The sequence below is a fragment of the Mitsuaria sp. RG genome (assembly GCF_028369275.1).
GTDB lineage: Bacteria > Pseudomonadota > Gammaproteobacteria > Pseudomonadales > Pseudomonadaceae > Aquipseudomonas > Aquipseudomonas peradeniyensis.
In genome coordinates, this window is sequence record NZ_JAQMYQ010000045.1 from 23608 (window position 1) to 49638 (window position 26031).

General features: G+C 66.2%; 22 protein-coding genes and 1 riboswitch. Of the genes, 10 read left to right on the top strand and 12 right to left on the bottom strand.

What is annotated here, in order from left to right:
* Positions 1-29: 29 nt before the first annotated feature.
* From ruvX to gshB, 4 genes are all read right to left on the bottom strand, one after another.
* Entirely contained in the window at positions 30-455 is a 426-nt protein-coding gene (gene ruvX / locus POF53_RS21010) for a Holliday junction resolvase RuvX (RefSeq protein ID WP_110734721.1), read from the bottom strand.
* On the bottom strand, positions 455-1024 hold the full coding sequence (locus POF53_RS21015; RefSeq protein WP_203648314.1) for a YqgE/AlgH family protein: 570 nt from the start codon (positions 1022-1024) through the stop codon (positions 455-457). The genes ruvX and POF53_RS21015 overlap by 1 nt, the downstream gene beginning before the upstream one ends.
* 200 nt (positions 1025-1224) lie before the next feature.
* A complete protein-coding gene (locus POF53_RS21020) occupies positions 1225-2124 on the bottom strand; it encodes an energy transducer TonB (protein ID WP_203648312.1) in 900 nt (299 codons plus the stop codon).
* A gap of 89 nt (positions 2125-2213) precedes the next feature.
* Positions 2214-3167, bottom strand: a complete 954-nt coding sequence (gene gshB / locus POF53_RS21025) for a glutathione synthase (RefSeq protein ID WP_050707244.1) — start codon at positions 3165-3167, stop codon at positions 2214-2216.
* 340 nt (positions 3168-3507) lie between these two features.
* Between gshB and pilG the strand changes: the two genes are divergently transcribed.
* The 7 genes from pilG to trhA all read left to right on the top strand — a co-directional run bounded on the left by pilG (position 3508) and on the right by trhA (position 13443).
* On the top strand, positions 3508-3909 hold the full coding sequence (gene pilG / locus POF53_RS21030; protein WP_110734729.1) for a twitching motility response regulator PilG: 402 nt from the start codon (positions 3508-3510) through the stop codon (positions 3907-3909).
* Between the two features lie 47 nt (positions 3910-3956).
* Positions 3957-4322, top strand: a complete 366-nt coding sequence (gene pilH / locus POF53_RS21035; protein ID WP_203648308.1) for a response regulator — start codon at positions 3957-3959, stop codon at positions 4320-4322.
* Positions 4319-4873 (top strand): chemotaxis protein CheW, encoded by a 555-nt coding sequence (locus tag POF53_RS21040; RefSeq protein ID WP_232856275.1) that lies wholly within the window; start codon positions 4319-4321, stop codon positions 4871-4873. Before pilH ends, POF53_RS21040 begins: the two co-directional genes overlap by 4 nt.
* 12 nt (positions 4874-4885) lie before the next feature.
* Positions 4886-6961 carry a methyl-accepting chemotaxis protein gene (locus tag POF53_RS21045; RefSeq protein WP_498969262.1) on the top strand — a complete coding sequence of 692 codons (2076 nt, stop codon included), beginning with the start codon at positions 4886-4888 and terminating at the stop codon, positions 6959-6961.
* Positions 6958-12255: an Hpt domain-containing protein gene (locus tag POF53_RS21050; protein WP_254464072.1), complete on the top strand. Its 5298-nt coding sequence runs from the start codon at positions 6958-6960 to the stop codon at positions 12253-12255. The genes POF53_RS21045 and POF53_RS21050 overlap by 4 nt, the downstream gene beginning before the upstream one ends.
* Entirely contained in the window at positions 12248-12721 is a 474-nt protein-coding gene (locus tag POF53_RS21055) for a chemotaxis protein CheW (RefSeq protein WP_234561929.1), read from the top strand. The genes POF53_RS21050 and POF53_RS21055 overlap by 8 nt, the downstream gene beginning before the upstream one ends.
* 104 nt (positions 12722-12825) lie before the next feature.
* Entirely contained in the window at positions 12826-13443 is a 618-nt protein-coding gene (trhA, locus tag POF53_RS21060) for a PAQR family membrane homeostasis protein TrhA (protein WP_203648298.1), read from the top strand.
* On the opposite strand, the gene POF53_RS21065 is transcribed toward trhA, so the two are convergent.
* The 3 genes from POF53_RS21065 to POF53_RS21075 form a co-directional block, all read right to left on the bottom strand.
* Positions 13440-14159 carry a 16S rRNA (uracil(1498)-N(3))-methyltransferase gene (locus POF53_RS21065; RefSeq protein WP_203648296.1) on the bottom strand — a complete coding sequence of 240 codons (720 nt, stop codon included), beginning with the start codon at positions 14157-14159 and terminating at the stop codon, positions 13440-13442. The two genes, trhA and POF53_RS21065, sit on opposite strands and share 4 nt — an antisense overlap.
* Before the next feature lie 176 nt (positions 14160-14335).
* A complete protein-coding gene (locus POF53_RS21070) occupies positions 14336-15742 on the bottom strand; it encodes an adenosylmethionine--8-amino-7-oxononanoate transaminase (RefSeq protein WP_254464073.1) in 1407 nt (468 codons plus the stop codon).
* Positions 15743-15815: 73 nt separating this feature from the next.
* Positions 15816-16211, bottom strand: coding sequence for a hypothetical protein (locus tag POF53_RS21075; protein WP_203648292.1), 396 nt, complete (start codon positions 16209-16211; stop codon positions 15816-15818).
* A gap of 241 nt (positions 16212-16452) precedes the next feature.
* Between POF53_RS21075 and POF53_RS21080 the strand changes: the two genes are divergently transcribed.
* The 3 genes from POF53_RS21080 (at position 16453) to POF53_RS21090 (ending at position 19679) form a co-directional block, all read left to right on the top strand.
* On the top strand, positions 16453-18285 hold the full coding sequence (locus POF53_RS21080) for a flavin monoamine oxidase family protein (protein ID WP_232856278.1): 1833 nt from the start codon (positions 16453-16455) through the stop codon (positions 18283-18285).
* 229 nt (positions 18286-18514) lie between these two features.
* Complete coding sequence (locus POF53_RS21085; protein ID WP_069016035.1) at positions 18515-19066, top strand: cytochrome b; 552 nt, start codon at positions 18515-18517, stop codon at positions 19064-19066.
* Positions 19067-19100: 34 nt separating this feature from the next.
* The gene (locus POF53_RS21090) at positions 19101-19679 is read left to right on the top strand and encodes a YceI family protein (protein ID WP_203648287.1); all 579 of its coding nucleotides are present in this window, start codon (positions 19101-19103) and stop codon (positions 19677-19679) included.
* 156 nt (positions 19680-19835) lie between these two features.
* Here POF53_RS21090 and rhlE2 read toward each other — a convergent pair whose 3' ends face one another.
* From rhlE2 to POF53_RS21115, 5 genes are all read right to left on the bottom strand, one after another.
* Complete coding sequence (gene rhlE2, locus POF53_RS21095) at positions 19836-21737, bottom strand: RNA helicase RhlE2 (RefSeq protein ID WP_498969267.1); 1902 nt, start codon at positions 21735-21737, stop codon at positions 19836-19838.
* Positions 21738-21958: 221 nt separating this feature from the next.
* Positions 21959-22741 (bottom strand): substrate-binding periplasmic protein, encoded by a 783-nt coding sequence (locus tag POF53_RS21100; protein ID WP_232856279.1) that lies wholly within the window; start codon positions 22739-22741, stop codon positions 21959-21961.
* 116 nt (positions 22742-22857) lie between these two features.
* Positions 22858-23703 (bottom strand): methylenetetrahydrofolate reductase [NAD(P)H], encoded by an 846-nt coding sequence (metF, locus tag POF53_RS21105; RefSeq protein ID WP_203648281.1) that lies wholly within the window; start codon positions 23701-23703, stop codon positions 22858-22860.
* Between the two features lie 139 nt (positions 23704-23842).
* Positions 23843-25252, bottom strand: a complete 1410-nt coding sequence (gene ahcY, locus POF53_RS21110) for an adenosylhomocysteinase (RefSeq protein ID WP_028688336.1) — start codon at positions 25250-25252, stop codon at positions 23843-23845.
* A gap of 21 nt (positions 25253-25273) precedes the next feature.
* Positions 25274-25370, bottom strand: a riboswitch (S-adenosyl-L-homocysteine riboswitch).
* Positions 25371-25468: 98 nt separating this feature from the next.
* A complete protein-coding gene (locus POF53_RS21115; protein ID WP_254464076.1) occupies positions 25469-25981 on the bottom strand; it encodes a hypothetical protein in 513 nt (170 codons plus the stop codon).
* Positions 25982-26031: the final 50 nt, after the last annotated feature.

Here is a 26031-nt window from a genome sequence, read left to right on the forward strand (position 1 = left end):
CGCCGGCTCCAGCCGGCGGCAAAGCGGATTTAAGTGTTGGCCTCCAGCCAGCCTTGCAGCAGCAGGGCGGCGGCGATGGCGTCGACCGGGTTGTCGCGGTAGCTGCCATGGCGCCCGCTTCGGGCCATCTGCTCGCCCTTGGCCTCGAAGGTGGTCAGGCGTTCGTCGTGGGTGTGCACCGGCAGGTTGTAGCGACCGTGCAGGCGCCGGGCAAACTTCTCGGCGCGCTCGCTCATCTCGCTGGGCGTGCCGTCCATGTTCAGCGGCAGGCCGACGACGATGGCGTCGGGTTTCCATTCCTTGATCAGCTTCTCGACCTGGTTCCAGTCCGGCACGCCGTTCTGCGCCTTGAGCGTGCACAGTTCGCGGGCCTGGCCGGTGATCACCTGGCCGACGGCGACGCCGATCTGCCGGGTGCCGTAGTCGAAGCCCAGCAGCAGACGCAGTTCGGCCATCAGGCGTGGCCCGCCTGGCTGGTCAGCAAGCTGAGGTTGATCCCCAGGCTCGCGGCGGCGGCGCCCAGGCGCTGGTCGCTGGCCAGGCCGAAGATGATCTCGGGGTCGAAGGGGCAGTTGAGCCAGGCGTTATCGGCCAGCTCCGCCTCCAGCTGGCCGGCTTCCCAGCCCGCGTAGCCCAGGGTGATCAGGCTCTTGCGCGGGCCGTCGCCGGCGGCGATGGCGAACAGCACGTCCTGGGAGGTGGACAGCGACAGACCCTCCAGCTCGACCGTGGCCTGGTAGTTGCGGTCGTTGCTGTGCAGCACGAAACCGCGGTCGGTCTGCACCGGGCCGCCCTGGTAGATCGGAATGTGCAGGGTGCTGGCGGGCGGCTCGTCGTTCGGGCGCAACTGCTCGAGGATGTCGGCCAGGTTCAGCTCCTGCGGGCGGTTGACCACCAGGCCCATGGCGCCGTGGGCATTGTGCTCGACGATGTAGGTGAGGGTCTGGGCAAAGTTCGGATCGGCCATGTGCGGCATGGCGATCAGGAACTGGTGCTTGAGGTAGCTGGGGGCGAGGGTCTTCATGTCCGCTAGTGTGGCGCCAGGTGGCGGGGCTGGCAAGGTGCGCGAGTGGCTGTCGGTGCCCCTTGTAGGAGCGGCCTTGTGCCGCGAAAGGGCTGCGTAGCGGCCCCAAGGATCTTGGCCTCGTGCAGAATCGCCGGGGCTGCTGTGCAGCCCTTTCGCGGTACAAGGCCGCTCCTACAGGGGCCAAGCAAGCCTTGCCGTTAGTTGCTCGACAGCTTGTCCCCGCGGGCAAAGCGCCAGGTGCGGATGATCTCCAGGCGGTCGAATTCCGCCAGGTCGCCGGTGAACGGCGCGAACGGCGCCGCCAGGCGCACGATGCGCTGGGCCGCCTGGTCCAGCACCGGCTGGCCCGAGGACTCCAGCACCAGCACTTCGTACAGCGAGCCATCGCGGTTGATCGATACCATCATTCGCAGACTGCCATACATCTGCTGGCGTCGGGCTTCCTCGGGGTAGTTGAGGTTGCCGATGCGCTCGACCTTCTTGCGCCACTCTTCCTTGTACCAGGCGCCCTTGTCGCGCAGGGTTGAGGCGGCGTTCAGGCGATGGATGCGCGGGCGCTTGGCATACAGTTGCTGTTCATGGGACAGCTCGGCCTCGAGGCTGGCGATCTGGCTCGACAGCTGCGAGCTGTCGAAGTCCGGCACCTTGGCTTCGGGTTTGGGCTGCGGCTTGCTTTCCTTCGGCTTGGGCTCGACCTTCTGGGTTTTCGGCGCCTGGGTGGCGACCACGGACTTCGCCGGTGCGGGCGGGGTTTCCGGTTTCGCGGCCGGTGGCGGGGTGATCTTGTTGATCTTGCTGTCCTGGAACGGCGCGACCTCGGTGGTCTTGGGCACCGCCTTTTTATCCAGGGTGCCGCTGCCCTGCTGGTTGTCCTGGGCCTGGAAGTCGGCCTTCTCGGGCGCTTTTTCGCTCTTGAAGGTGGCCAGGGTGATGTCCATGGTGTGACGGATATCAGCCGGTTTGACCACGGTGAAACCCACGCCCAGGATCAGCGCCAGGTGCACCAGGGCAGCCAGGAACAGGGTGAAGCCGAGCCGGTCCACCGGGCGAACGCGGGGTGGCAGCAGGTCGGCGGGGATGTCGGCGGGCAGCGTCATCAGGTATCCAGCAACCGCGAAACAGGGCGCAGGTCAGCGAAAAGGACCGGCATCATACCCCACTCCGCGGGTTTGCCACGTGTCGGCGGTCAGCGCGCCTGCAACTGGCGATCAATGGCGTCCATCAAGCGGCCGCCGATATCGGTGTTGTAGGCCGCGTCGATCTCGCGAATGCAGGTCGGGCTGGTGACGTTGATTTCGGTGAGGTAGTCGCCGATCACGTCCAGGCCGACGAACAGCAGGCCCTTTTCGCGCAGGGTCGGGCCGACCTGGGCGGCGATCCAGCGGTCGCGCTCGCTCAACGGCCGGGCTTCGCCGCGTCCGCCGGCGGCCAGGTTGCCGCGGGTCTCGCCGCTGGCCGGGATGCGCGCCAGGCAGTAGTCCACCGGCTCGCCGTCGATCATCAGGATGCGCTTGTCGCCGTCCTTGATCGCCGGCAGGTAGGCCTGGGCCATGATCTGCTGGGCGCCGAGCGCGGTCAGGGTCTCGAGGATCACCGACAGGTTGGGGTCGCCGGCCCGGTGGCGGAAGATCGAGGTGCCGCCCATGCCGTCGAGCGGCTTGAGGATCACATCGCCATGCTCGGCGGCGAAGGCGCGGATGATGTCCGGGCGGCGGCTGACCAGGGTCGGCGGCGTGCACTGCGGGAACAGCGTGGCGAACAGTTTCTCGTTGCAGTCACGCAGGCTCTGCGGGCGGTTGACCACCAGGACGCCTTCGGCCTCGGCCTGTTCCAGCAGGTAGGTGCTGTAGACGAACTCCATGTCGAAGGGCGGGTCCTTGCGCATCAGGATCACGTCCAGCTCGGCCAGGGGGCTGTCCTGCTCCTCGTCCAGCTCGAACCAGCGGGCCGGGTCGGCGAACACCTTGAGCGGACGCATCCGCGCGCGGGCCTTGCCCTGGGCCTGGTACAGATCGCGCTGTTCCATGTAGAACAGGCTCCAGCCGCGGGCCTGGGCAGCCAGCAGCATGGCCAGCGAGCTGTCCTTTTTGTAGGAGATGGACGCGATGGGGTCCATGACAATCCCGAGGCGAACGCTCATGGGGTAGTTCCTCTTGGCGGCCGGTGGCCGCGATGGCACGAAAGAAAAGTGGCTCAGGGTGGCGCCGGGCGCGCCCACGGTCAAGGGGCGGGCGGATGGAATGGCCTCCGGGAGTGTGCTAAAAAGGCCGGACAAGTGGTCTGTGTTGGCCTCCAGCCTGGCCGTACCTCCAAGAGCTGGGGCTGCTGCGCAGCCCATCGCGACACAAGGCCGCTCCCACAGGGTTCGGCGTCGGATGGCTGCTCAGCGCAACGCATGGACAGGTGGGAGCGGCCTTGTGTCGCGATGGGGCGCGAAGCGGCCCCAGGATTTCGGCCCCGGCAGCGATGGTAGTGCGACTATGGAACAACCCCTGAAGGTGATGGTGATCGACGACTCCCGCACGATCCGCCGCACCGCGCAGATGTTGCTCGGCGAGGCCGGCTGCGAGGTGATCACCGCCAGTGACGGCTTCGACGCCCTGGCCAAGATCGTCGACCACAAGCCCCGGATCATCTTCGTCGATGTGCTGATGCCGCGCCTGGACGGTTACCAGACCTGCGCCATCATCAAGCACAACAACGCCTTCAAGGACACCCCGGTGATCCTGCTCTCTTCCCGCGATGGCCTGTTCGACAAGGCCCGCGGCCGGGTGGTCGGCTCCGACCAGTTCCTGACCAAACCGTTCAGCAAGGAAGAACTGCTCGACGCGATCCGTGCCAGCGTGCCCGGTTTCGCCGCGCAGGACCCAAACGCACCCTGACGCCGCCTTCACCGGACGGCGTCTCTATTTCCTGATGGGGAAACAGCATGGCCCGAATTCTGATTGTCGATGATTCGCCGACAGAGATGTATCGATTGACCGAATGGCTCGAAAAACACGGCCACCAGGTGCTCAAGGCCAGCAACGGTGCCGACGGCGTGGCCCTGGCTCGCCAGGAGAAGCCCGACGCAGTGCTGATGGATATCGTCATGCCTGGCATGAACGGTTTTCAGGCCACCCGCCAGCTGAGCAAGGACCCGGAAACCAGCGCCATCCCCGTGGTGGTGGTGACCACCAAAGATCAGGAAACTGACCGTATCTGGGCCACCCGCCAGGGCGCCCGGGACTTCCTCACCAAACCGGTGGAAGAAGACGCCCTGATCGCCAAGCTGCAAGAAGTACTCGGCGCTTGACCACCCGCCCCCAGGGCGCGTCGCTGACCGCCTTCGAGCTGTTGCTGGACATCGACCGGCGCTGCCGTCTGCTGGTGGCCGACCAGCCACCGCAGGACATCCGCCTGCAGCAGTGGAGTGGCATCGGCTTTCGCATCGCTGGGCAATGGTTCGTCGCGCCCATGGGCGAGGTCGCCGAGGTGCTGCGCGAGCCCCGCAGCAGCCGGGTGCCGGGCGTGCAGCCCTGGGTCCGCGGGGTGGCCAACCTGCGTGGGCGACTGTTGCCGGTGATGGACCTGTGCGCGTTTTTCGGCCTTGGCCCGGCGGCGGCGGGCAAGCAACGGCGGGTGCTGGTGCTCGATCACGAGGAGTTGTTCGCCGGACTGCTGGTGGACGAGGTGGTGGGTCTGCAGCACTTCGCCCTGAGCAGCCTCGAGCTGTCGCCGCCGCAGCCATTGATTCGCGCGGCCGCACCCTTCGTGCAGGGCCATTTCCCCCGTGAACGCAATTGGGCGATCTTCAGCCCGTTCGCCCTGGCCCAGGCCCCGGGTTTTCTCGATGTGGCGTTGTAGAGGATTTTCGACGTGAACAAGCCAGGACCTTCCGTTGCCACCGCCGGCGTTTTGCCAGCCGCCGTGGCTCAGCGCCCGCGCAGCACCGCGCAGATCACCGTGCTGTTCGTGGTGCTGATCCTGTCGATCGTCCTGCTGTTCGCCAACTTCGCCTACCTCAACACCCAGGCCAACCACGACAAACAGTACATCGGCCATGCCGGCGAGCTGCGCGTGCTGTCCCAGCGCATTGCCAAGAACGCCACCGAGGCGGCGGCGGGCAAGGCACTGGCGTTCAAGCTGCTCAGCGATGCGCGCAACGACTTCGAGCGGCGCTGGAGCTACCTGCGCGAGGGCGACAAGACCACCGGCCTGCCCCCCGCGCCGGTGACGGTGCGCGACGAGATGGACGCGGTGCGCCAGGACTGGGAGAACCTGCGCAAGAACACCGACACCATCCTCGCCAGCGAACAGACCGTGCTGTCGCTGCACCAGGTCGCGGCCACCCTGGCCGAGACCGTGCCGCAATTGCAGGTCGAGTACGAGAAGGTGGTGGAGATCCTGCTGCAGAGCGGCGCGCCGGCCAATCAGGTGGCAGTGGCCCAGCGTCAGCTGCTGCTGGCCGAACGCATACTTGGTTCGGTCAATACCGTGCTTGCCGGCGACGAGACCTCGGTGCAGGCCGCCGACGCCTTCGGTCGCGACGCCAGCCGCTTCGGCCAGGTGCTCGAAGGCATGCTCGCCGGCAATCCGGCGATCCAGGTCACCCGGGTCGAGGACGCCGATGCCCGGGCACGGCTGGCCGAGATTGCCGAATTGTTCCAGTTTGTCTCGGGTTCGGTGGACGAGATCCTTGAAACCTCACCCGAACTGTTCCGGGTGCGCGAGGCCGCCGGCAATATCTTCAGCCTGTCGCAGACCCTGCTCGACGAGGCCTCGCACCTGGCCAACGGCTTCGAGAACCTGGCCGGTGGGCGCACCCTGGACACCGTCGGCGGCTACGTGCTCGGCCTGCTGGCGCTGGCCTCGATCATCCTCATCGGCCTGGTGATGGTGCGCGCCACTCACCGCCAGCTGCGCGAGACCGCCGAGAAGAACGAACGCAACCAGCAGGCGATCATGCGCCTGCTCGACGAGATCGAGGAGCTGGCCGACGGCGACCTGACCGTCACGGTGTCGGTCACCGAGGACTTCACCGGCGCCATCGCCGACTCGATCAACTACTCGGTCGACCAACTGCGCGACCTGGTCGCCACCATCAACCACAGCGCCGAGCAGGTCGCCGCCGCCGTGCAGGACACCCAGAACACCGCCCGCCAGTTGGCCAAGGCCTCCGAGCACCAGGCCGAGCAGATCAGCGAGGCCTCCGAGGCGGTGGGCGACATGGTCGAGTCGATCGACCGGGTCTCGGCCCACGCCTATGAGTCAGCCAAGGTGGCCGAGCGCTCGGTGGCCATCGCCAACAAGGGCAACGAGGTGGTGCACAACACCATCCACGGCATGGACAACATCCGCGAGCAGATCCAGGACACCGCCAAGCGGATCAAGCGACTGGGCGAGTCCTCCCAGGAGATCGGCGACATCGTCAGCCTGATCGACGACATTGCCGAGCAGACCAACATCCTCGCCCTCAACGCGGCGATCCAGGCTTCGCTGGCCGGCGAGGCCGGTCGCGGCTTCGCCGTGGTCGCCGACGAGGTGCAGCGCCTGGCCGAGCGATCCTCCTCGGCGACCCGGCAGATCGAGGCGCTGGTGCGGACCATCCAGGTCGACACCAACGAGGCGGTGATTTCCATGGAACAGACCACCGCCGAAGTGGTGCGTGGCGCGCGCCTGGCGCAGGATGCCGGGGTGGCCCTGGCGGAAATCGAGGGCGTTTCGCAGACCATGGCTGAACTTATCCACAGTATCTCCGACGCCGCCCAGTTACAGACCTCCTCGGCGGGGCAAATTTCCCACACCATGGCGGTGATCCAGCAAATCACTGCGCAGACCTCCGCCGGCTCCGGCGCCACCGCCGACAGCATCCGCCATTTGGCGCGCATGGCCAGCGAGATGCGCCGCTCGGTGTCCGGCTTCACCTTGCCCAAACCGGTGGAGCGCTCGTGAACGAGGCGAACCTGAACGCGCCCGGCGAGCGTCACGACACGGTGGCCCTGGCCTGGACCAAGGCGCCGATCCTCGATTGCCTGGGTCAGGCGCGTCAGGCCCTGGAGCGCTTCTCGGCGGAGCCGGGCGACCTGTCGATGCTGGCGTTCTTCGTCGACAACCTGCACCAGGTCCACGGCTGTCTGCATATGCTCGCGCTGCCGGGCGCGATGCGCCTGGCCGAGGAGCTGGAACTGCTCGGGCGGGCCATGGCCGACGGCCAGGTGAGCCCGCGTGGCGATTGCCTGGGCGCGCTGTTCCGCGGGCTCGAGCAATTGCCGCCGTACCTGGACCGCCTGCGCGGCGCGCGCCACGACCTGCCGTTGGTGGTGATGCCGCTGCTCAACCAGCTGCGGGTCTGCCGAGGCGCCGAACCCCTGGCCCAGGGCAGCCTGCTGGGTGACCTGGGGCAGCGGCTGGCCGGCGCGGCGGACCTGGCCAACCTCGACCTGTCGCTGGGCAGTTGGCGTGAGCACATGCAGGCCGGCGCCGGGCGCGATGCATTGCGCTCGGTAGTGATGGCCCTGTGCGACGACCTGATGCGCATCAAGGATCGCCTCGACCCCTTCGTCGGCGGCGAGCGTTCGCCCAGCGAGTCACTGGAGTCGCTGCTGCCGCCCTTGCGGCACGTGGCCGATACCCTGGCGGTGCTTGGCTTCCAGCAGCCGCGGCGGGTGATAATCGACCAGGTGCTGGCGTTGCAGGCACTGGTCGAAAAAGACGGCGGCGTGGACGAGGCTGTGCTTATGGATGTCGCCGGGGCACTGCTGTATGTCGAGGCCACCCTCAACGGCATGGTTGGTCCGCTGGAGGAAATCAGCCCCGGCAGCCTGCCCGGCTCGGACCTGGCCGAAATCCGCCAGCTGGTGCTCAACGAATCGCTCAACGTGCTGCAACAGTCCAAGGACCTGATCGGCGATTGCCTGGAGTCCGACTGGTCACGCCAGCGTCTGCAAGCCCTGCCCGGGTTGCTGCAACAGGTGCGCGGGGCGCTGGCGATGCTGATGCTGCCAGCCGCCGCCGAGGTGTTCGCCGGTTGCGCGGGCTATGTGCAAGGCTGGCTGGTGCACCTGGAGGATGAGCCGCAAGCGGACGAACTGGCGCACCTGGCCGATGCCCTGAGTGCCGGCGAGGCCTGGCTGCAATGGCGGGTGGCCGATCCGCTGGCCGACGCCCAGTGCTTCATCGACATGGCCCACGCCAGCTTGTCCGCGCTGGGCGTGCAGTGCGTGCGCGACACGTCAGTCGCGGGCGGTGAGCAGGCGCTGGATGGTATCGACGATGAGTTGCGCGAGGTGTTCCTCGAAGAGGCTGGCGAGCTGCTCCCGGAAATCGAGCGCCAATGGCTGCGCTGGCGAGCCGACAACGGCCTGCGCGAGGCGTTGATCGAGGTGCGCCGGGCACTGCACACGCTCAAGGGCAGCGGGCGGATGGTCCATGCCGAAGCCGTGGCCGAGCTGGCCTGGGGCGCCGAGCACCTGCTCAATCGGGTGCTGGAAGGGCGCATCGTGCTCAGCGCCGAAGGCCTGGTGGCCCTCCAGCAGGTGTTCGTGCGCCTGCCCGACCTGCTTGCTGATTTCGCCGCCAGCCAGTTGCCGCCCACGGCCGAGATCGAGCAGCTGGCCGGGCACCTGCATGCGCTGGCGCTCAACGACACGCCGGTCAGCGCCAGTATCGATGGCCTCGATCCGCACTTGCTTGAGATCTTCCGCAACGAGGCCCAGGGCCATTTGGCCGGGCTCGATGGGTTCCTGCAGACGGCCGACGGCCAGGGCATCGCGGTCAACGACAGCCTGCAACGCGCCCTGCACACCCTCAAGGGCAGCGCTGCCATGGCCGGCGTGATGCCGGTGGCGGAGCTGGCCACCGCCCTCGACCGCCTGGTGCGTGAATACAAGGGGCACCAGTTGCCCCTGCAAGTGGCCGAGATCGAACTGCTGGAGGCGGCTCGCTCGCTGTTGCACCTGGGCCTAGCCCAGCTGGGCAGCACGCCGCTGGCGCCGATCCCCGGGGCCGCCGGGCTGATCGAACAGGTCGGGCAGACGGTTGACGCCCGGTTGGCCCAACTCCAGGCCGAGCCGCATCCGCCGCGCCGGCTCCGGCGCGATCCGCAGCTGACGGCCACCTTCCTGACCATGGGCATGGATATCCTGCTCGATGCCGAGGCGCGGCTCGCCAACTGGCAGGGCGATCCCACGCAACACCATGAGTTGCACCTGCTGCTCGAGGAGATGACCACCCTCGGTCACGGCGCGCACCAGGCCGAGCTGTGGCAGGTGGATGAGGTCTGCGAAGGGCTGCTCGACCTGTACGGTGCGGTGGAGGAGGGCAGCCTGGCCGTCACGCCGCGCTTCTTCGCCGTTGCCCGGCAAGCCCATGAGGCGCTGCTCGACCTGTTCGACGAGATAGCCGCCGGCCAGGACCCGAATCCCCGGCCCGAATGCCTGGCGGCCCTGCATGGCCTGCTCGATGATGCCCTCGACCCTGCAGCATTGGGTTTGGTCGGGGCGAACGGCGTCACGGTGCTTACGGCTCCAGGCGAGTTGCCGGACCCGGCGCTGGTCGAGCTGTTCCTCGAAGAGGCCGGGGATATCCTTGACGGTGCCGACCAGGCCTTGCGGCAATGGAAGGCCGATCCGGACAGCCTGTCGCCGCTGTCGGCGCTGCAGCACGATGTGCTCACCCTCAAGGGCGGGGCACAGATGGCGGCGATCGGCGCCGTCGAGGTGCTGGCCCAGGAGCTGGCGCTGCTCTACGAAGGCTTGGTGGACCGCCGGCTGGGTGCCAGCCCGGCACTGTTCGAGCTGCTCCGGCGCAGCCATGACGCCCTGGCCGAAATGCTGCGCAGCCTGCGCGAGGGCCAGGCACCGCTGTCGGCGGTGGCGTTGCTGGGCGAATTGCGTGAGTTCCGCCACAGCGCCCCGCCTCCCGTCACCTCCGAGCCGCAGGACGACAACGAAGAAACCGAGAGCGACAAGGAACTGCTGGAGGTCTTCCTCGAAGAGAGCTCCGATATTCTCGAGAGCGCGGCCGAGTCCCTGGCGCGCTGGCAGGCCGATCCGCGCAACACGGTCGAGGTGGAGAACCTGCTGCGCGACCTGCACACGCTCAAGGGCGGCGCGCGCATGGTCGAGATCACCGCCATCGGCGACCTCGCCCACGAACTTGAATTCCTCTACGAACTGCTGGCCGCCGGACGCCTGCCGTCGACGCCGGCCTTGTTCAGCCTGCTGCAGAACTGTCATGACCGCCTGGCGCACATGCTCGACGCAGCGCGCCTGGGCGAGCCGCTGCATACGGCCACGGCGCTGATCGACTACATCCGCAACTTCTCCAGCGCCGCGCTGACCGACAGCGTGGCCGGCCAGCCCCAGGCCGAACCAGCTCCCGCCGAGGCCACGGCTGTCGCTCCCGAGCGGGCGGGCGACATGGTCAAGGTTGATGCCGAGCTGCTCGACGACCTGGGCAACCTGGCCGGTGAGCATTCGGTGATCCGCGGGCGCATCGAGCAGCAGGTCAACGATGCGCAGTTCGCCCTCAACGAGATGGAGACCACGCTGGAGCGCATGCGCGATCAGCTGCTGCGCCTGGACATCGAGACCCAGGGGCGGATTTCCAGCCGTCACCAGTTGGAGGGTGACGCCTATGACGATTTCGACCCCCTGGAGATGGACCGCCATTCCCAGCTGCAGCAATTGTCGCGGGCGCTGTTCGAGTCCACCTCGGACTTGCTCGACCTCAAGGAAACCCTGCTGCAGAGGGCCCAGGAAGCCTACAGCCTCCTGCAGCAGCAGGCGCGGGTCAACAGCCAGTTGCAGGAGGGCCTGACCGCCACCCTGATGGTGCCCTTCGAGCGTCTGGTGCCCCGTTTGCAGCGGGTGGTACGGCAGGTGGCCAGCGAGCTGGGCAAGCAGGTCGAACTGGTGGTCGGCAACGCCGAGGGCGAGCTCGACCGCAGCGTGCTCGAACGTATGGTTGCGCCCCTGGAGCACATGCTGCGCAATGCCGTCGACCATGGCCTGGAAGCTCGCGAGGCGCGCCTTGCGGCCGGCAAACCGGAGCAGGGCACCATCCACCTGAACCTGCTGCACGAAGGTGCCGACATCGTCATCGAGATGAGCGACGACGGCGCCGGGGTACCGCTGGAGGCGGTGCGCAACAAGGCGATCAAGCGTGGTCTGCTCGATCCGCAGGCGCGCCTGAGCGACCACGAGATCCTGCAGTTCATCCTGCGCCCCGGTTTCTCCACGGCCGAGAAGATCACCCAGATCTCCGGGCGCGGCCTGGGCATGGACGTGGTCCATGAAGAGGTCAAGCAACTGGGCGGCTCGATGAGCATCGAGTCCAGCCCCGGCAAGGGCGCGCGTTTCCTGATCCGCCTGCCGTTCACCGTGTCGGTGAACCGGGCGCTGATGGTGCACGTGGAGGACGAGCAGTACGCCATCCCGCTGAACACCATCGAGGGCATCGTGCGCGTGCCGCCGGCGGAGCTGGAGGCCTGTTACCGGCTCGACCCGCCACGCTACAGCTATGCCGGCCACGATTACGCGCTGCGCTACCTCGGCGACCTGTTGCAGGGCGGCGGCCAGCCCGGGCTGCTGGGGCAGAGCGTGCCGCTGCCGGTGCTGCTCACCCATTCACACGAGCAGTCGTTCGCCATCCATGTGGACAGCCTGTCGCCCAGCCGCGAGATCGTGGTCAAGAGCCTCGGCCCGCAGTTCGCCGCGGTGCCGGGGCTGTCTGGCGCCACCCTGCTGGGGGACGGGCGGGTGGTGCTGATTCTCGACCTGCTCGGCCAGTTGCGCGGCCAGCAACGGCGCCTGGCGCGCCTGCCGGGCGTGGCCGAGGGGGCGCATGGGCTGACTGGCCCGGTGCCCCGGCGGCCATTGCTGGTGATGGTGGTGGACGACTCGGTGACCGTGCGCAAGGTCACCAGCCGCCTGCTCGAGCGTCACGGCATGAGCGTGCTGACGGCCAAGGACGGCGTCGATGCCATGGCGCTGCTCGAGGAGCACCGTCCGGATGTGCTGTTGCTGGATATCGAGATGCCGCGCATGGATGGCTTCGAAGTGGCCACGCGGATCCGCCGCGATGAACGCCTGAGCCAGCTGCCGATCATCATGATCACCTCGCGTACCGGCCAGAAGCACCGCGACCGGGCCATGGCCATCGGCGTCAATGAATACCTCGGCAAGCCGTATCAGGAATCGGTGCTGCTGCAGAGCATCGCCCACTGGAGCAAGCCCCATGCTTGAGCATATTGCCGGCCAGCGCAGCAGCCTGACCGGGTTGCTGCTGCCCCTGGGCGACCGCACCCTGGTGTTGCCCAACGTGGCGGTGGCCGAGCTGATCGGTCACCGTGTCATCGCCTGCGAACCGGGGGAGCCGGCCTGGCACCTGGGCTGGGTGAACTGGCGCCAACAGCGGTTGCCACTGATCGGCTTCGAGGCCGCGTGTGGCGGGCAGACTTCCTGCGGGGAGCGGGCGCGGGTGGTGGTGCTCAACGCCCTGGGGGATACCGGGCTGCGCTACCTGGCGCTGCTGCTGCAGGGGATTCCGCGCTCGTGCAAGCTCGACAGCCAGCTGAATTATGTCGATGTGCCGTTGGCAGGGCTGGAGCTTGCGGCGGTGCAGGTGGGCGAACAGGTGGCGCGGGTGCCTGACCTGGCGGGGTTGGAAAGATTGGTGCGTGACGCGCAACTGCAACCTGTAGCCGACTAGGATGGTGTCTGGGCGGGCCCTATCGCGGGGCAAGCCCGCTCCCACGACAAGGTGTGGGAACGGCCTTTCAGGAACCCGACGGGCGTAGCGAGGTCTTTGCTTGCATGTACCATGGTGAACGTTTCAACGCCTGGACCCACCTGGTCGGTGCGGTCCTGGCCTGCATTGGCGCGGTCTGGCTGATTGTCGTGGCCGGTCTGCAGGGTGATCCCTGGAAGATCGTCAGTTTCTCCATCTACGGCTTCACCCTGCTGTTGCTCTACAGCATCTCTACCCTCTACCACAGCACTCGCGGGCGGGCGAAGCGCATCATGCGCAAGCTCGACCACCTGTCGATCTACCTGCTGATCGCCGGCAGCTACACGCCCTTCTGCCTGGTCAGCCTGCGCGGGCCCTGGGGCTGGAGCCTGTTCGGGGTGGTCTGGGGGCTGGCGTTGGTCGGCATGTTGCAGGAGATCAAGCCGCGCTCGGAGGCGCGGATCCTGTCGATCGTCATCTACGCGCTGATGGGCTGGATCGTGCTGGTGGCGGTCAAGCCGCTGCTGCACAGCCTGGGCGGCGCCGGCTTTGCCTGGCTGGCGGCCGGCGGCGTGTTCTACACCGTCGGCATCATTTTCTTTGCCTTCGACAGCCGGTTCCGCCACTGGCATGGCATCTGGCACCTGTTCGTCATCGCCGGCAGCCTGATGCACTTCGTCGCGGTGTTCTTCTACGTGTCCTAGAAATCGCCCCACAACTGCTGCGCCACCGACAACGCAACTACCGGCGCGGTCTCGGTGCGCAGTACGCGAGGGCCAAGGCGGGCGGCGTGGTAGTTGCTGGCCTTGGCCTGTTCGACTTCTGCATCGCTCAGGCCCCCCTCCGGGCCGATCAGGAAGGCCAGCTTCGCGGGTTTTTCATGGCTGGTCAGCGGCTCTGCCACCGGGTGCAGCACCAGCTTGAGGTCGGCCTCGGTGCCCTTGAGCCATTCGGCCAGGGTGACCGGCGGGTGGATCACCGGCAGGGTCGAGCGGCCGCACTGTTCGCAGGCACTGATCGCCACCTGGCGCCAGTGGGCCAGGCGCTTGTCGGCGCGCTCGTCCTTCAGGCGTACTTCGCAGCGTTCGCTGACGATCGGGGTGATTTCGTTGACGCCCAGTTCGGTGGCCTTCTGGATCGCCCAGTCCATGCGCTCGCCGCGGGACAGGCCCTGGCCGAGGTGAATGTGCAGCGGCGAGTCGGCCTGGCCGGGTAGGGCCTGGTCGAGGCTGACGCGCACGCTTTTCTTGCCCACCTCGAGCAGTTGGCCGAGGTATTCCTGGCCGCTGCCGTCGAACAGCTGCACGGCGTCGCCGGCGGCCATGCGCAGCACGCGGCCGATGTAGTGGGCCTGGGCTTCGGGGAGCTCGTGCTCGCCGAGGCCAAGCGGGGCGTCGATGAAGAAGCGGGAGAGTCTCATGGTTCTACTCGGAATCGGAATGGGGGCAACGTCCCTGTAGGAGCGGCCTTGTGTCGCGATAGGGCCGCAAAGCGGCCCCGGCAATTTCTGCTGCGAAGCTGAAAACCTGGGGCTGCTCCGCAGCCCTTTCGCGGCACAAGGCCGCTCCTACAGGGGGCTGTGAGAAGGCATTGGGCCTAGCCCGGATCGCGGAAATCGGGGTGGAAATCGGCCGGTACAGCCACGCTGACGTGATCACGGGTGGCAATGTCGATCCCTTCGCTGGCCACCTCGGCCAGGAAGTCGATCTGCTCCGGGGTGATCACGTAGGGCGGCAGGAAGTACACCACGCTGCCCAGCGGACGCAGCAGCGCGCCCCGGCTCAGGGCATGCTCGAAGACCTTCAGGCCACGGCGCTCCTGCCAGGGGTAGGCGACTTTGCCGGCCTTGTCCTGGACCATCTCGATGGCCAGGGCCATGCCGGTCTGGCGGATCTCGGCGACATGGGCGTGATCGGCCAGGTGCGCGGTGGCGCTGGCCATGCGCGCCGACAGGGCCTTGTTGGCCTCGATGACGTTGTCCTGAGCGAAAATGTCCAGGGTCGCCAGGGCTGCGGCGCAGGCCAGCGGGTTGCCCGTGTAGCTGTGCGAGTGGAGGAAGGCGCGCAGGGTCGAGTAGTCGTCGTAGAAGGCCTGGTACACCTTGTCTGTGGTCAGGCAGGCGGCCAGGGGCAGGTAGCCGCCGGTCAGGGCCTTGGACAGGCACAGGAAGTCGGGGCGGATGCCGGCCTGTTCGCAGGCGAACATCGTGCCGGTGCGGCCGAAGCCCACGGCGATTTCGTCGTGGATCAGGTGCACCTCGTAGCGGTCGCAGGCCTCGCGCAGCAGTTTGAGGTACACCGGGTGGTACATGCGCATGCCGCCGGCACCCTGGATCAGCGGCTCGACGATGACCGCGGCGATGCTGGCGTGATGTTCGGCCAAGGTCTGTTCCATGGCCGCGAACATGTTTCGCGAATGCGCCTCCCAGCCCATGCCTTCGGGGCGCAGGTAGCAGTCCGGGCTCGGCACCTTGATGGTGTCCAGCAGCAGGGCCTTGTAGGTCTCGGTGAACAGCGGCACGTCACCCACCGACATCGCCGCGATGGTCTCGCCGTGGTAGCTGTTGGTCAGGGTGACGAAGCGCTTTTTCTGTGGTTTGCCGATGTTATGCCAGTAGTGGTAGCTCATCTTCAGCGCCACTTCGATGCAGGAGGAGCCATTGTCGGCGTAGAACACCCGCTCCAGGCCGGCCGGTGTCATCGCCACCAGGCGTTCGGACAGCTCGATCGCCGGCTGGTGGCTGAAACCGGCGAGGATCACGTGCTCGAGCTGGTCGACCTGGTCCTTGATGCGCTGGTTGATGCGCGGGTTGGCATGGCCGAACACGTTGACCCACCAGGAGCTGACCGCGTCCAGGTAGCGCTTGCCCTCGAAGTCCTCGAGCCACACGCCCTCGCCGCGGCGGATCGGGATCAGCGGCAGCTGCTCGTGGTCTTTCATCTGGGTGCAGGGGTGCCACAGGACCTTGAGGTCGCGTTGCATCCACTGTTCGTTGAGGCCCATGGGCACTTCTCCTGGCGTTACGGCTCGGTTTGACCGCGTAAGCCTAAGCAATGCCGGAAGGCAGGACAACCGCTCAGTGACGCCAGGCCGGGCGCCATTCCAGCTGGCGTATGTGCACGGTGCACAGCGGCAGGGTGGAGAGGACCAGGCGATCCAGGGGGCCGGGCACGTCGTGCCAGAAGGAGCCGAGCGTGGCGGGACCGGGCATGAACTCGGTGTAGTCATGGTCGCGCAAGGTCAGCCAGTAGGCGGTCGAAACGGCGCTGCCTAGCGTATTGATCTCCACTTCGAGCAGCAGGCAATCGACCGTCTGGCCGAAGATGATCTCGATATCGCACTGGCCTCGGACGACCAGTTCCGTACCGCTACGCCCTTCGTCGGTCTGGTAGCGCGAACTGTAGGCGGTGCCATTGGAGATGATGCTCAGGCCCGTGGGGGTGCGCCAGGTGATTTCCGGCATCGGTGCCAAGGGCTGCCACCTGGCAAAATCTTCCGTGTAGATCACCGCTGTTTCTCCGGCCTGATTCTGGAGTGCGAGCCAAGCCTGCCTGCCCTTGCGACAAACGGCTACTGACAAAATTACCAGTTGCCAAAAGCACTTGATGTCACTGCGGTGGCAGGGTGGGCAGAGGTGACGTATTCTTAACGCATCTCTCCCGGGGCATTCTTCCCCGTCTCTTCTATCGCTTCTCTAACCGGAGTTCGCCATCATGGCTGCTGCTTGGGTGCGCCTGTGCGCGTTGGTATTGATCGGGGTGTCCAGCGGTGCCGCGCTGGCCAAGGACAAGACGGCGATCGTCGTCGGTGGTGGCCTGGCGGGCCTGACCGCGGCCTACGAGCTGCAAGGCAAGGGCTGGCAGGTCACCTTGCTCGAGGCCAAGTCAGGGATGGGCGGGCGTTCGGGGCTGGCCACCAGCGAGTGGATTGGCAACAGCAAGACCCAGCCGGTGCTCAACCAGTATCTGGAGCAGTTCAAGGTCGGCACCTTGCCGGCACCGGAGTTCGTGCGTAACCCCGGCTACCTGATCGACGGGGAGTATTTCAGCGCCGCCGACCTCGCAACCAGGCAACCGGCCACCGCCGAGGCCCTCAAGCGTTATGAGAAGACCCTCGACGACCTGGCCCGCTCCATCGAGGACCCGTTGAACCCGGCGGCCAACAGCACCCTGTTCGCCCTTGACCAGATGAACGTGTCCACCTGGCTGGACAAGCTGCAACTGCCGGCGACCGCCCGTCAGCTGGTCAACCAGCAGATCCGCACCCGTTACGACGAGCCATCGCGCCTGTCGCTGTTGTATTTCGCCCAACAGAGCCGTGTCTACCGCAACGTCAGCGACCGCGACCTGCGCGCCGCGCGCTTGCCGGGCGGCAGCCCGGTGCTGGCCCAGGCGTTCGTCAAGCAGCTCAAGACCATCAAGACCAGCTCGCCGGTCACCGCCATCGTCCAGGACAAGGACGGGGTGACGGTCAAGGTCGGTGCCGTGGGTTACAAGGCCGATTACCTGGTCATGGCCGTGCCGCTGCGGGCCCTGGCCAAGATCCAGATGACCCCGGGCCTGGACAACCAGCACCTGGGCGCCTTGAAGGGCACCAACTACGGCTGGCGCGATCAGCTGATGCTCAAGTTCAAGAACCCGGTATGGGAAAGCCGTGCGCGCATGTCCGGCGAGATCTTCTCCAACACCGGCCTGGGCATGCTGTGGATCGAACCGGCGCTCAAGGGCGGCGCCAACGTGGTGATCAACCTGTCCGGCGACAATGCTCGCCTGTTGCAGGCCTTCGGTGACAAGCAGATGGTCGACCAGGTGCTGATCCGCTTGCACGCCTTCTACCCGCAGGCCCGTGGCGCCTTTACCGGTTACGAAGTGCGCCGTTACAGCACTGATGCCGGTATGGGGGGCGCCTACCTGGCCTACGGCCCTGGGCAGATCAGCAAGTACTGGCGCCTGTGGGAGCGTCCGGTTCAGCGCATTGCCTTTGCCGGCGAGCATACCGACGCGCTCTACCCCGGTACCCTCGAAGGCGCCCTGCGCAGCGGCCAGCGCGCCGCGAGCCAGGTTCAGGACCTGGCTGCGGGCAAATCCTTCGACCCGGCCAAGGCCGCACCGGTTGCCGCCGCAGCCGCTGCGGGCGCGGTCGTGGCGAAGGACAAGGGCGGGTTCTTCTCCAACCTGTTCGGTGGTGGCTCCGACAAGGCCCCGGCCAAGGCGGAGCCTGTGAAGGTCGAGGAGGCCAGGCAGGACAAGCCAGGCTTCTTCTCGCGTCTGTTCGGTGGTGCTGACAAGCCAGAGGTCAAGGCCGCGCCGATCGCCAAGGCCGAGGAGATTGCGCCGGTGCCTGCCGCGGCCCCCGCGCCTGTCGCTCCGGCGCCTGTGGCCAAGGAGGAACCGGTGAAGCCGGCCGCCACCAAGCCAGCCCCAGCCAAGCCTGCGGCCAAGCAGGCGCACAAGCCCGCCGCCAAGCCGGCGCCGGTGAAGAAGGCCACCGCCAAGTCGGAACCGGCCAAGAAGCCAGTGGTCAACAGCCAGGCCAAGGCCGGCTGATCTTTCGACAGGCAATTGCCCTGTCTCCTGTGGGAGCGAGCAAGCCCGCTCCCACAAATTTGCCGACGGTGGCAAGCTCCTACCAAACGACTATCGTTAATGTTTCCTTAATAGGAAGCTTGCACACTAAATATCGGGTTTTTAGATAATCCGAAGCAATTTTTTACGCTTTTATTCGATGCGTTACGCGCTAGTCTTGTGCACAGCTTTCACGGGGAAACACGCCAACATGCAACTGCGCAACTCATCTTCCCGCTATGGCCTGGTCAGCATCGTCCTGCACTGGGGCGTGGCGCTGGCGGTCTTCGGCCTGTTCGGCCTGGGCCTGTGGATGGTCGGTCTCGACTACTACAGCCCTTGGCGCAAGACCGGGCCCGATCTGCACAAGAGCATCGGCCTGGTGCTGCTGGCCGCCATGCTGCTGCGCGTACTCTGGCGTTTCATCAGCCCGCCACCGCCGGCGCCGGCCAACCATGGCAAGGTCACCCGCCTGGCCGCCAAGCTGGGCCACCTGGCGCTGTACCTGGGTCTGTTCGCGGTGATGGTCGCCGGCTACCTGATTTCCACCGCCGACGGTGTCGGCATTCCGGTGTTCGGCCTGTTCGAAGTGCCGGCGCTGATCAGTGACCTGCCTGACCAGGCCGATACCGCGGGGGTGATCCACCTGTGGCTGGCCTGGGGCCTGGTGATTTTCGCGGTGCTGCATGCCCTGGCGGCACTCAAGCACCATTTCATCGACCGTGACGCGACCCTGACCCGCATGCTGGGCCGCAAAGCTTGACTCTCAACCTCAATTGCAAAGGAAGGAAGTAAGGATGTTGAAAAAGACTTTTGCCGCTCTGGCGCTCGGTACCGCCCTGATCTCCGCCGGCCAGGCCATGGCCGCCGAATACAAGATCGACAAGGAAGGCCAGCACGCGTTCGTTGACTGGAAGATCAGCCACCTGGGCTACAGCTTCATCCACGGCACCTTCAAGGACTTCGACGGCAACTTCACCTGGGACAGCGCCAAGCCCGAGGCCAGCAAGATCAGCGTCGACCTGAAGACCGCCAGCCTGTGGTCGAACCACGCCGAGCGTGACAAGCACATCGCCAGCAAAGACTTCCTCGATGTGAAGAAGTACCCGGATGCCAAGTTCGTCTCCACCAGCGTCAAGTCGACCGGTGAGAAGACCGCCGACGTCACTGGCGACCTGACCCTGCACGGCGTGACCAAGCCGGTCACCTTCAAGGCCGTGTTCAACGGTGAAGGCAAGGACCCGTGGGGTGGCGAGCGTGCCGGCTTCAACGCCAAGACCACGCTGAACCTGAACGACTTCGGGATCAAAGGCCCAGGCCCGACCTCTCAGACCCTGGATCTGGATATCAGTGTCGAAGGTGTGAAGCAGAAGTAATTAGCGTTAGCTGAATGACCGAGGGGCCGCTACGCGGCCCTTTCGCGGCACAAGGCCGCTCCTACAGGTACTGCGCTATGCCAAAGGGCTGCACTGAACCTGTAGGAGCGGCCTTGTGCCGCGAAAGGGCTGCATAGCAGCCCCTCGGTGTTTCAATCAGCCCTTGCGGGTCAGCAGCGCCGGACGCTCACCGCGTGGGCGGCTCGGCAGGTCGTCCAGTTGCTCGGGCGTCGGGTAACGGTCGAGCTTGGATTCCTTGCGAATGATCACCGGCGCACTCTGCGACTCGCGCGGGTTGCGCACGGCGGGTTCCTGGCGAGCCGATTCGTCACGGCGGTTACGGCCACCGTTGTTGTCACGACGAGCGCCGCCATTGCTGCCACCACCGTTGCGCGGGCGTTTTTCACCCGAGCCCTGGCCTTGGCGCTGTTGGCCATTGCCACGGCCTTGACCTTGCGCCTGACCACCGCCGCTGCGTTGGCCTTGCCCTTGACCTTGTCCGGCATTGCCACCCGGGCGACGGTTGCGGCCCTGGTTCTTGGCATTCTGGTAAGGGCTGACGTAGTCGGCGCGGTTGCCGAAGTTATCCACATCGTCGTCCAGGAACTCTTCCGGGTCACGATTAGCGGGTTTCGACGGGGCGGTGTTCTGGCCTTGGGCATCCTGCTGCTGGCGTGGTTTCTTGTCACGCGGCTTGCGCTGCTGCTGGCCTTGCTGCTGTTTCTCGCCGGCTTTTTCCTTGTCGGCCTGCTTCTCGCCCGCAGGCTTGTTGCGGCCTTTGTCCTTGCCCTTGTCCTTGCGCCCGCCACTGCCTTCCTTGCCGCCTTCGCCGCGAGGTTGCTGGTTGCGGCCACCGTGGCCAGTGTTCTGCTGGCGCTCGCGGACTTCCGGCTTCTCGGCCTCGACCTGGGAGGCGTCGAAGCCCATCAGGTCGCCATCCGGGATCTTCTGCTTGGTGACGCGCTCGATGCTCTTGAGCAGCTTCTCTTCGTCCGGGGCGACCATCGAGATGGCCTCGCCCGAGCGACCGGCACGGCCGGTGCGGCCAATGCGGTGAACGTAGTCTTCCTCGACGTTGGGCAGCTCGAAGTTGACCACGTGGGGCAACTGGTCGATGTCCAGGCCGCGGGCGGCGATGTCGGTGGCGACCAGCACGCGCACGGTGTTGGCCTTGAAGTCGGCCAGGGCCTTGGTGCGAGCGTTCTGGCTCTTGTTGCCGTGGATCGCCGCAGCGGTCAGGCCGTGCTTTTCGAGGTACTCGGCCAGGCGGTTGGCGCCGTGCTTGGTGCGGGTGAACACCAGTACCTGCTCCCAGGCACCCAGGGTGATCAGGTGCGCCAGCAGGGCGCGCTTGTGGCTGGCCGGCAGGCGGTAGACGCGCTGCTCGATGCGCTCGACGGTGGTGTTCGGCGGCGTGACCTCGATACGCTCGGGGTTGTGCAGCAGCTTGTCGGCGAGGTCGGTGATGTCCTTGGAGAAAGTCGCCGAGAACAGCAGGTTCTGGCGCTTGGCCGGCAGGCGTGCCAGCACTTTCTTGACGTCGTGGATGAAGCCCATGTCGAGCATGCGGTCGGCTTCGTCCAGCACCAGGATCTCGACCCGCGAGAGGTCGACGCTGCCCTGGCCGGCCAGGTCGAGCAAACGACCTGGGCAGGCGACCAGGACGTCGACGCCCTTGGCCATGGCCTGGACCTGCGGGTTCATGCCGACACCGCCGAAGATGCAGGCGCTGATGAAGTTCAGGTCGCGGGCATAGACCTTGAAGCTGTCATGCACCTGGGCGGCCAGCTCGCGGGTCGGGGTCAGCACCAGGACGCGCGGCTGGCGCGGGCCGTGGCGTTGCGATTTGTCGGGGTGGCCACCCGGGAACAGGCGCTCGAGGATGGGGAGCGCGAAGCCGCCGGTTTTACCAGTACCTGTCTGGGCGGCGACCATAAGATCGCGACCTTGCAACACGGCGGGAATGGCCCGCTGTTGCACCGGAGTGGGCTGGGTATAGCCCGCTGCCTCGATAGCGCGGACAAGAGCCTCGGAGAGACCGAGGGAAGCAAAGGACATGGGCAATCCTGTTCTCGTGGGGGCTGGGCCCGATGGGGTGTTCTGCCTGGCGCGACGGGCATCGGAAGGATGCGATCGCGTCCGGTCCAGCTGGGCGTGCACGGCGCATCCTGGAGCCTGCGGGCGGCGCGCTAGGTGCGCTGCTGCGGGTCGAGATGCCTGTTGCGAGGCCGAGCGTCCGGGCGTGAGCCTGGCGGGAAGGCCCGAGTATAACAGAGCAATCAGGGTGTGCTGCGTTCCTGCTGCTCAACGGCGAAAGGAAAATCGCGATTGCCCAGGTAGCGGGCGTTGATTGCCGCGTAGGCCGGCTCCTGCTTGAAGCGTCGCAGTTCATCACTGAACGCCTGTGCCAGCTGCTCGCGCCCGGGCTTGCGGGCCAGCCCCAGGTACTGCGGACGGCGGCTGATCACCAGGGGCAGCGCCTCGACGGTCTGCTCCAGGCCCAGCTGGCGGCTGACATAGCCACCCACCCGGCGGTCGGTCACCAGCAGGTCGATGCGCCCGAGCGCCAGCTTGCCGAAGTTGGCCTCGTGGCTGGGCGCCGGCTCCCGACGGAACAGCGGCGATTCGGCGAAAACGCCGTCGTAGACGTAGCCTGGCGAGGTACCCACGGTCAGCCCGGCCAGGTCTTCGAGGCGCTCGACCGGATGGGGGCGCGAGCGGGCCTGGTAGAGGACGAACTCGACCTCTGACATGGGCTCGTCCGGGTAGACCAGGTAACCCTGGCGCGAGTCGACCCGGAAAATATCCATCACCGCGTCCGCCAGGCCCTGCTCGACCATGGCCAGGCAGCGCCGCCAGGGCAGGAACTGCCATTGCACCTCGATGCCCAGGCGCTTGAACACCTCGTTGGTGACCTCGTAGTCGATGCCTTTGGGCTGGCCGTTTTCCTGGTAGAGGTACGGCGCCCAGTCGTCGCTGACGATGCGCAGGCGTTCGGCATGGGCCAGCGGGCTCAGGCCGGCGAGCAGCAACAGCAGGAGAGGGAGAATGAGCGTGCGCATGGCGGGAGAGTACGCTGCGAGCCCGTGCAAGGCCAGTGAGCACTGGTCGCGGGGGCCTGCGCTACAAGCGCGAATGAACAAGGCTCTGACCTGCGCCAAAGCCTTGTCCACGACCATCAGCGTGGCAGCTTCAGGTTGTTCCAGATCGCCAGGCTCGGTTCGGCCTGGTTGAGCGTGTAGAAGTGCAGGCCCGGTGCGCCGCCTTGCAGCAGTTGTTCGCACATGCGGGTGATCACTTCCTCGCCGAAGGCCTGGATGCTGGCGGTGTCGTCGGCATAGGCTTCCAGCTGCTTGCGGATCCAGCGCGGGATCTCGGCGCCGCAGGCATCGGAGAAACGTGCCAGCTTGCTGTAGTTGGTGATCGGCATGATGCCGGGCACCACCGGGATGTCCACGCCCAGCTGCTGCGCGCGCTCGACGAAGTAGAAATAGCTGTCGGCGTTGAAGAAGTACTGGGTGATGGCGCTGTCGGCACCGGCCTTGACCTTGTGCACGAAGTTGGCCAGATCCGCCTCGAAGTTACGCGCCTGTGGGTGCATCTCAGGATAGGCGGCCACTTCCAGGTGGAAGTGGTTGCCGGTTTCCTGGCGGATGAACTCGACCAGGTCGCTGGCGTAGCGCAGCTCGCCGCTGGCCGCACCCATGCCGGATGGCAGGTCGCCACGCAGGGCGACGATGCGCTTGATGCCGGCGGCCTGGTACTCGGCGAGCAGGGCGCGCAGGTCGTCCTTGCTGTCACCCACGCAGGACAGGTGCGGAGCGGCCGGGACCTTCACTTCGCTTTCCAGCTGCAGCACGGTGTTCAGCGTGCGGTCGCGGGTCGAGCCCCCGGCACCGTAGGTGCAGGAGAAGAAGTCCGGGTTGTAGCTGGCCAGCTGGCGGGCGACGCCCATCAGCTTCTCGTGGCCGGCATCGGTCTTGGTGGGGAAGAACTCGAAACTGTAGCGGCGTTCTTGTGACATCTCTCGTTCCTTCGGCGGCGCGCCCAGGGCGGCTACCTGCAAATAAAAGCCAGGACGGTTGGGGCCGGCCTGGCTCGGACATCGGTTCGACGCGTTGCCAGCCAGCGCCAGGGCGATTACCCGGCGCTGGCGCCGCTGCTTAGTAGCGGTAGGCGTCCGGCTTGAACGGACCTTCGACGGTCACACCGATGTACTCGGCCTGCTGCGGGGTCAGCTGGGTGACCACGCCGCCGAAGCCGCGGACCATCTCCAGGGCCACTTCTTCGTCCAGCTTCTTCGGCAGCACTTCAACGGTCAGGCGCTCGGCCTTCTTGGCGGCTGGCAGTTCGGCGAACTTCTGCTCGAACAGGAAGATCTGCGCCAGGACCTGGTTGGCGAACGAGCCGTCCATGATGCGGCTTGGGTGGCCGGTGGCGTTGCCCAGGTTCACCAGGCGGCCTTCGGCCAGCAGGATCAGGTAGTCGTCGTTCTGCGGATCGAACACGCCGGCGCCGGTGCGGTGGATCTTGTGCACCTGCGGCTTGACCTCTTCCCATGCCCAGTTCTTGCGCATGAAGGCGGTGTCGATCTCGTTGTCGAAGTGGCCGATGTTGCAGACCACGGCGCGCTTCTTCAGGGCCTTGAGCATGTTGGCGTCGCAGACGTTGACGTTACCGGTGGTGGTGACGATCAGGTCGATGCGGCCCAGCAGGTCCTTGTTGATGCCGGCTTCGGTACCGGTGTTGATGCCGTCCTTGAACGGCGAGACCACTTCGAAGCCGTCCATGCACGCTTGCATGGCGCAGATCGGGTCGACTTCGGTGACCTTGACGATCATGCCTTCCTGACGCAGGGACTGGGCCGAGCCCTTGCCCACGTCGCCGTAGCCGATCACCAAAGCCTGCTTGCCCGACAGCAGGTGGTCGGTACCGCGCTTGATGGCGTCGTTCAGGCTGTGACGGCAGCCGTACTTGTTGTCGTTCTTGCTCTTGGTGACCGAGTCGTTGACGTTGATCGCCGGGACTTTCAGCTCGCCCTTGGCCAGCATGTCGAGCAGGCGGTGCACGCCGGTGGTGGTCTCTTCGGTCACGCCGTGGATCTTGTCCAGCATGGCCGGGTATTTCTTGTGCAGGATTTCGGTCAGGTCACCGCCGTCGTCCAGGACCATGTTGGCGTCCCATGGCTGACCGTCTTTCAGGATGGTCTGCTCGATGCACCACTCGTACTCTTGCTCGGTTTCACCTTTCCAGGCGAACACCGGGATGCCGGCGGCGGCGATGGCCGCGGCGGCCTGGTCCTGGGTGGAGAAGATGTTGCACGACGACCAGCGCACTTCGGCGCCCAGGGCGACCAGGGTCTCGATCAGCACGGCGGTCTGGATGGTCATGTGGATGCAGCCGATGATCTTCGCGCCCTTGAGCGGTTGCTCGGCTTGGTACTTGCGGCGCAGGCCCATCAGTGCCGGCATTTCCGATTCGGCGATGATGACTTCCTTGCGGCCCCAGTCGGCCAGGGAGATGTCGGCGACCTTGAAGTCGGAAAAACCAGCAGGCGTGTTTACAGCGCTCATTGAGAGCCTCCATTCGTAGTGTGCGAATGGGCGCCGTTGTGCGTTGAGCGTCCGCTTGCGCGGACAACGCCCCAACCGAGCCTGACAGGCCGAGCCTGCTGCAGCGCCCCTCGGATGGGTGGCGGGAACGGTGGCCGCTGGAGCCACCGTCGAAAGTGCCGGGCGATTATAGCGGGGCTTTCGATGCATCCCAAGGGCTAAACGCCAAAGACGGGTTCACTGCGAGTGGCCGTTGGTCCGCAAGGCAAGGCGCAGTGTGAAGTGGGCGAGCGGCTCGCAGCCCTGGGCCAGCACCATCACCTGCCAGGCCAACTTGAATTCACCCGGCTGGTCGCAGTGGATACGCCAGTGATAGGTGTCGACTTGGCGGCTTGTCGGCTGCAGCGGCGCCGCTGCATCGGGAAGGGCCAGGCGCAGGTTGCGTTGCTCGGCCAACTCGATGTCCAGCAGCGGCTCGCTGACGGGGCTGTGGCTGAACAGCATCTCCTCGCCGAGCAGCGCCACCGGGACCGTGTGCAGGAGCAGGGTGTCCCCAGCCGCGACGACTAACTCCGGTGTGTCGAGAAGCAGCGTTTCACCCGTTGCCGGGCGTGAGTGCAGGATGCAGAAATGGCGGGGGTCGAGTTCGGCGGGAGAAGCTGGATCGCTGGGGAGTCGCTCGACGGCTGTGAGCAGCCCCTGAGTATCGACAATGATCAGCGCGTGATGGGCGGGATTCTCCGTGGTCATGATGCGCTCCTTCCTTGAGCAGCAATGAGTGATCCGGGGACTGGCGGGGG

Excerpts from the sequence above, each read along its gene's own strand:
- ruvX (WP_110734721.1), bottom strand. The coding sequence starts at position 455 with ATGGCCGAACTGCGTCTGCTGCTGGGCTTCGACTACGGCACCCGGCAG.
- POF53_RS21015 (WP_203648314.1), bottom strand. The coding sequence starts at position 1,024 with ATGAAGACCCTCGCCCCCAGCTACCTCAAGCACCAGTTCCTGATCGCC.
- POF53_RS21020 (WP_203648312.1), bottom strand. The coding sequence starts at position 2,124 with ATGACGCTGCCCGCCGACATCCCCGCCGACCTGCTGCCACCCCGCGTT.
- gshB (WP_050707244.1), bottom strand. The coding sequence starts at position 3,167 with ATGAGCGTTCGCCTCGGGATTGTCATGGACCCCATCGCGTCCATCTCC.
- pilG (WP_110734729.1), top strand. The coding sequence starts at position 3,508 with ATGGAACAACCCCTGAAGGTGATGGTGATCGACGACTCCCGCACGATC.
- pilH (WP_203648308.1), top strand. The coding sequence starts at position 3,957 with ATGGCCCGAATTCTGATTGTCGATGATTCGCCGACAGAGATGTATCGA.
- POF53_RS21055 (WP_234561929.1), top strand. The coding sequence starts at position 12,248 with ATGCTTGAGCATATTGCCGGCCAGCGCAGCAGCCTGACCGGGTTGCTG.
- trhA (WP_203648298.1), top strand. The coding sequence starts at position 12,826 with ATGTACCATGGTGAACGTTTCAACGCCTGGACCCACCTGGTCGGTGCG.
- POF53_RS21065 (WP_203648296.1), bottom strand. The coding sequence starts at position 14,159 with ATGAGACTCTCCCGCTTCTTCATCGACGCCCCGCTTGGCCTCGGCGAG.
- POF53_RS21070 (WP_254464073.1), bottom strand. The coding sequence starts at position 15,742 with ATGGGCCTCAACGAACAGTGGATGCAACGCGACCTCAAGGTCCTGTGG.
- POF53_RS21080 (WP_232856278.1), top strand. The coding sequence starts at position 16,453 with ATGGCTGCTGCTTGGGTGCGCCTGTGCGCGTTGGTATTGATCGGGGTG.
- POF53_RS21085 (WP_069016035.1), top strand. The coding sequence starts at position 18,515 with ATGCAACTGCGCAACTCATCTTCCCGCTATGGCCTGGTCAGCATCGTC.
- POF53_RS21090 (WP_203648287.1), top strand. The coding sequence starts at position 19,101 with ATGTTGAAAAAGACTTTTGCCGCTCTGGCGCTCGGTACCGCCCTGATC.
- rhlE2 (WP_498969267.1), bottom strand. The coding sequence starts at position 21,737 with ATGTCCTTTGCTTCCCTCGGTCTCTCCGAGGCTCTTGTCCGCGCTATC.
- POF53_RS21100 (WP_232856279.1), bottom strand. The coding sequence starts at position 22,741 with ATGCGCACGCTCATTCTCCCTCTCCTGCTGTTGCTGCTCGCCGGCCTG.
- metF (WP_203648281.1), bottom strand. The coding sequence starts at position 23,703 with ATGTCACAAGAACGCCGCTACAGTTTCGAGTTCTTCCCCACCAAGACC.
- ahcY (WP_028688336.1), bottom strand. The coding sequence starts at position 25,252 with ATGAGCGCTGTAAACACGCCTGCTGGTTTTTCCGACTTCAAGGTCGCC.
- POF53_RS21115 (WP_254464076.1), bottom strand. The coding sequence starts at position 25,981 with ATGACCACGGAGAATCCCGCCCATCACGCGCTGATCATTGTCGATACT.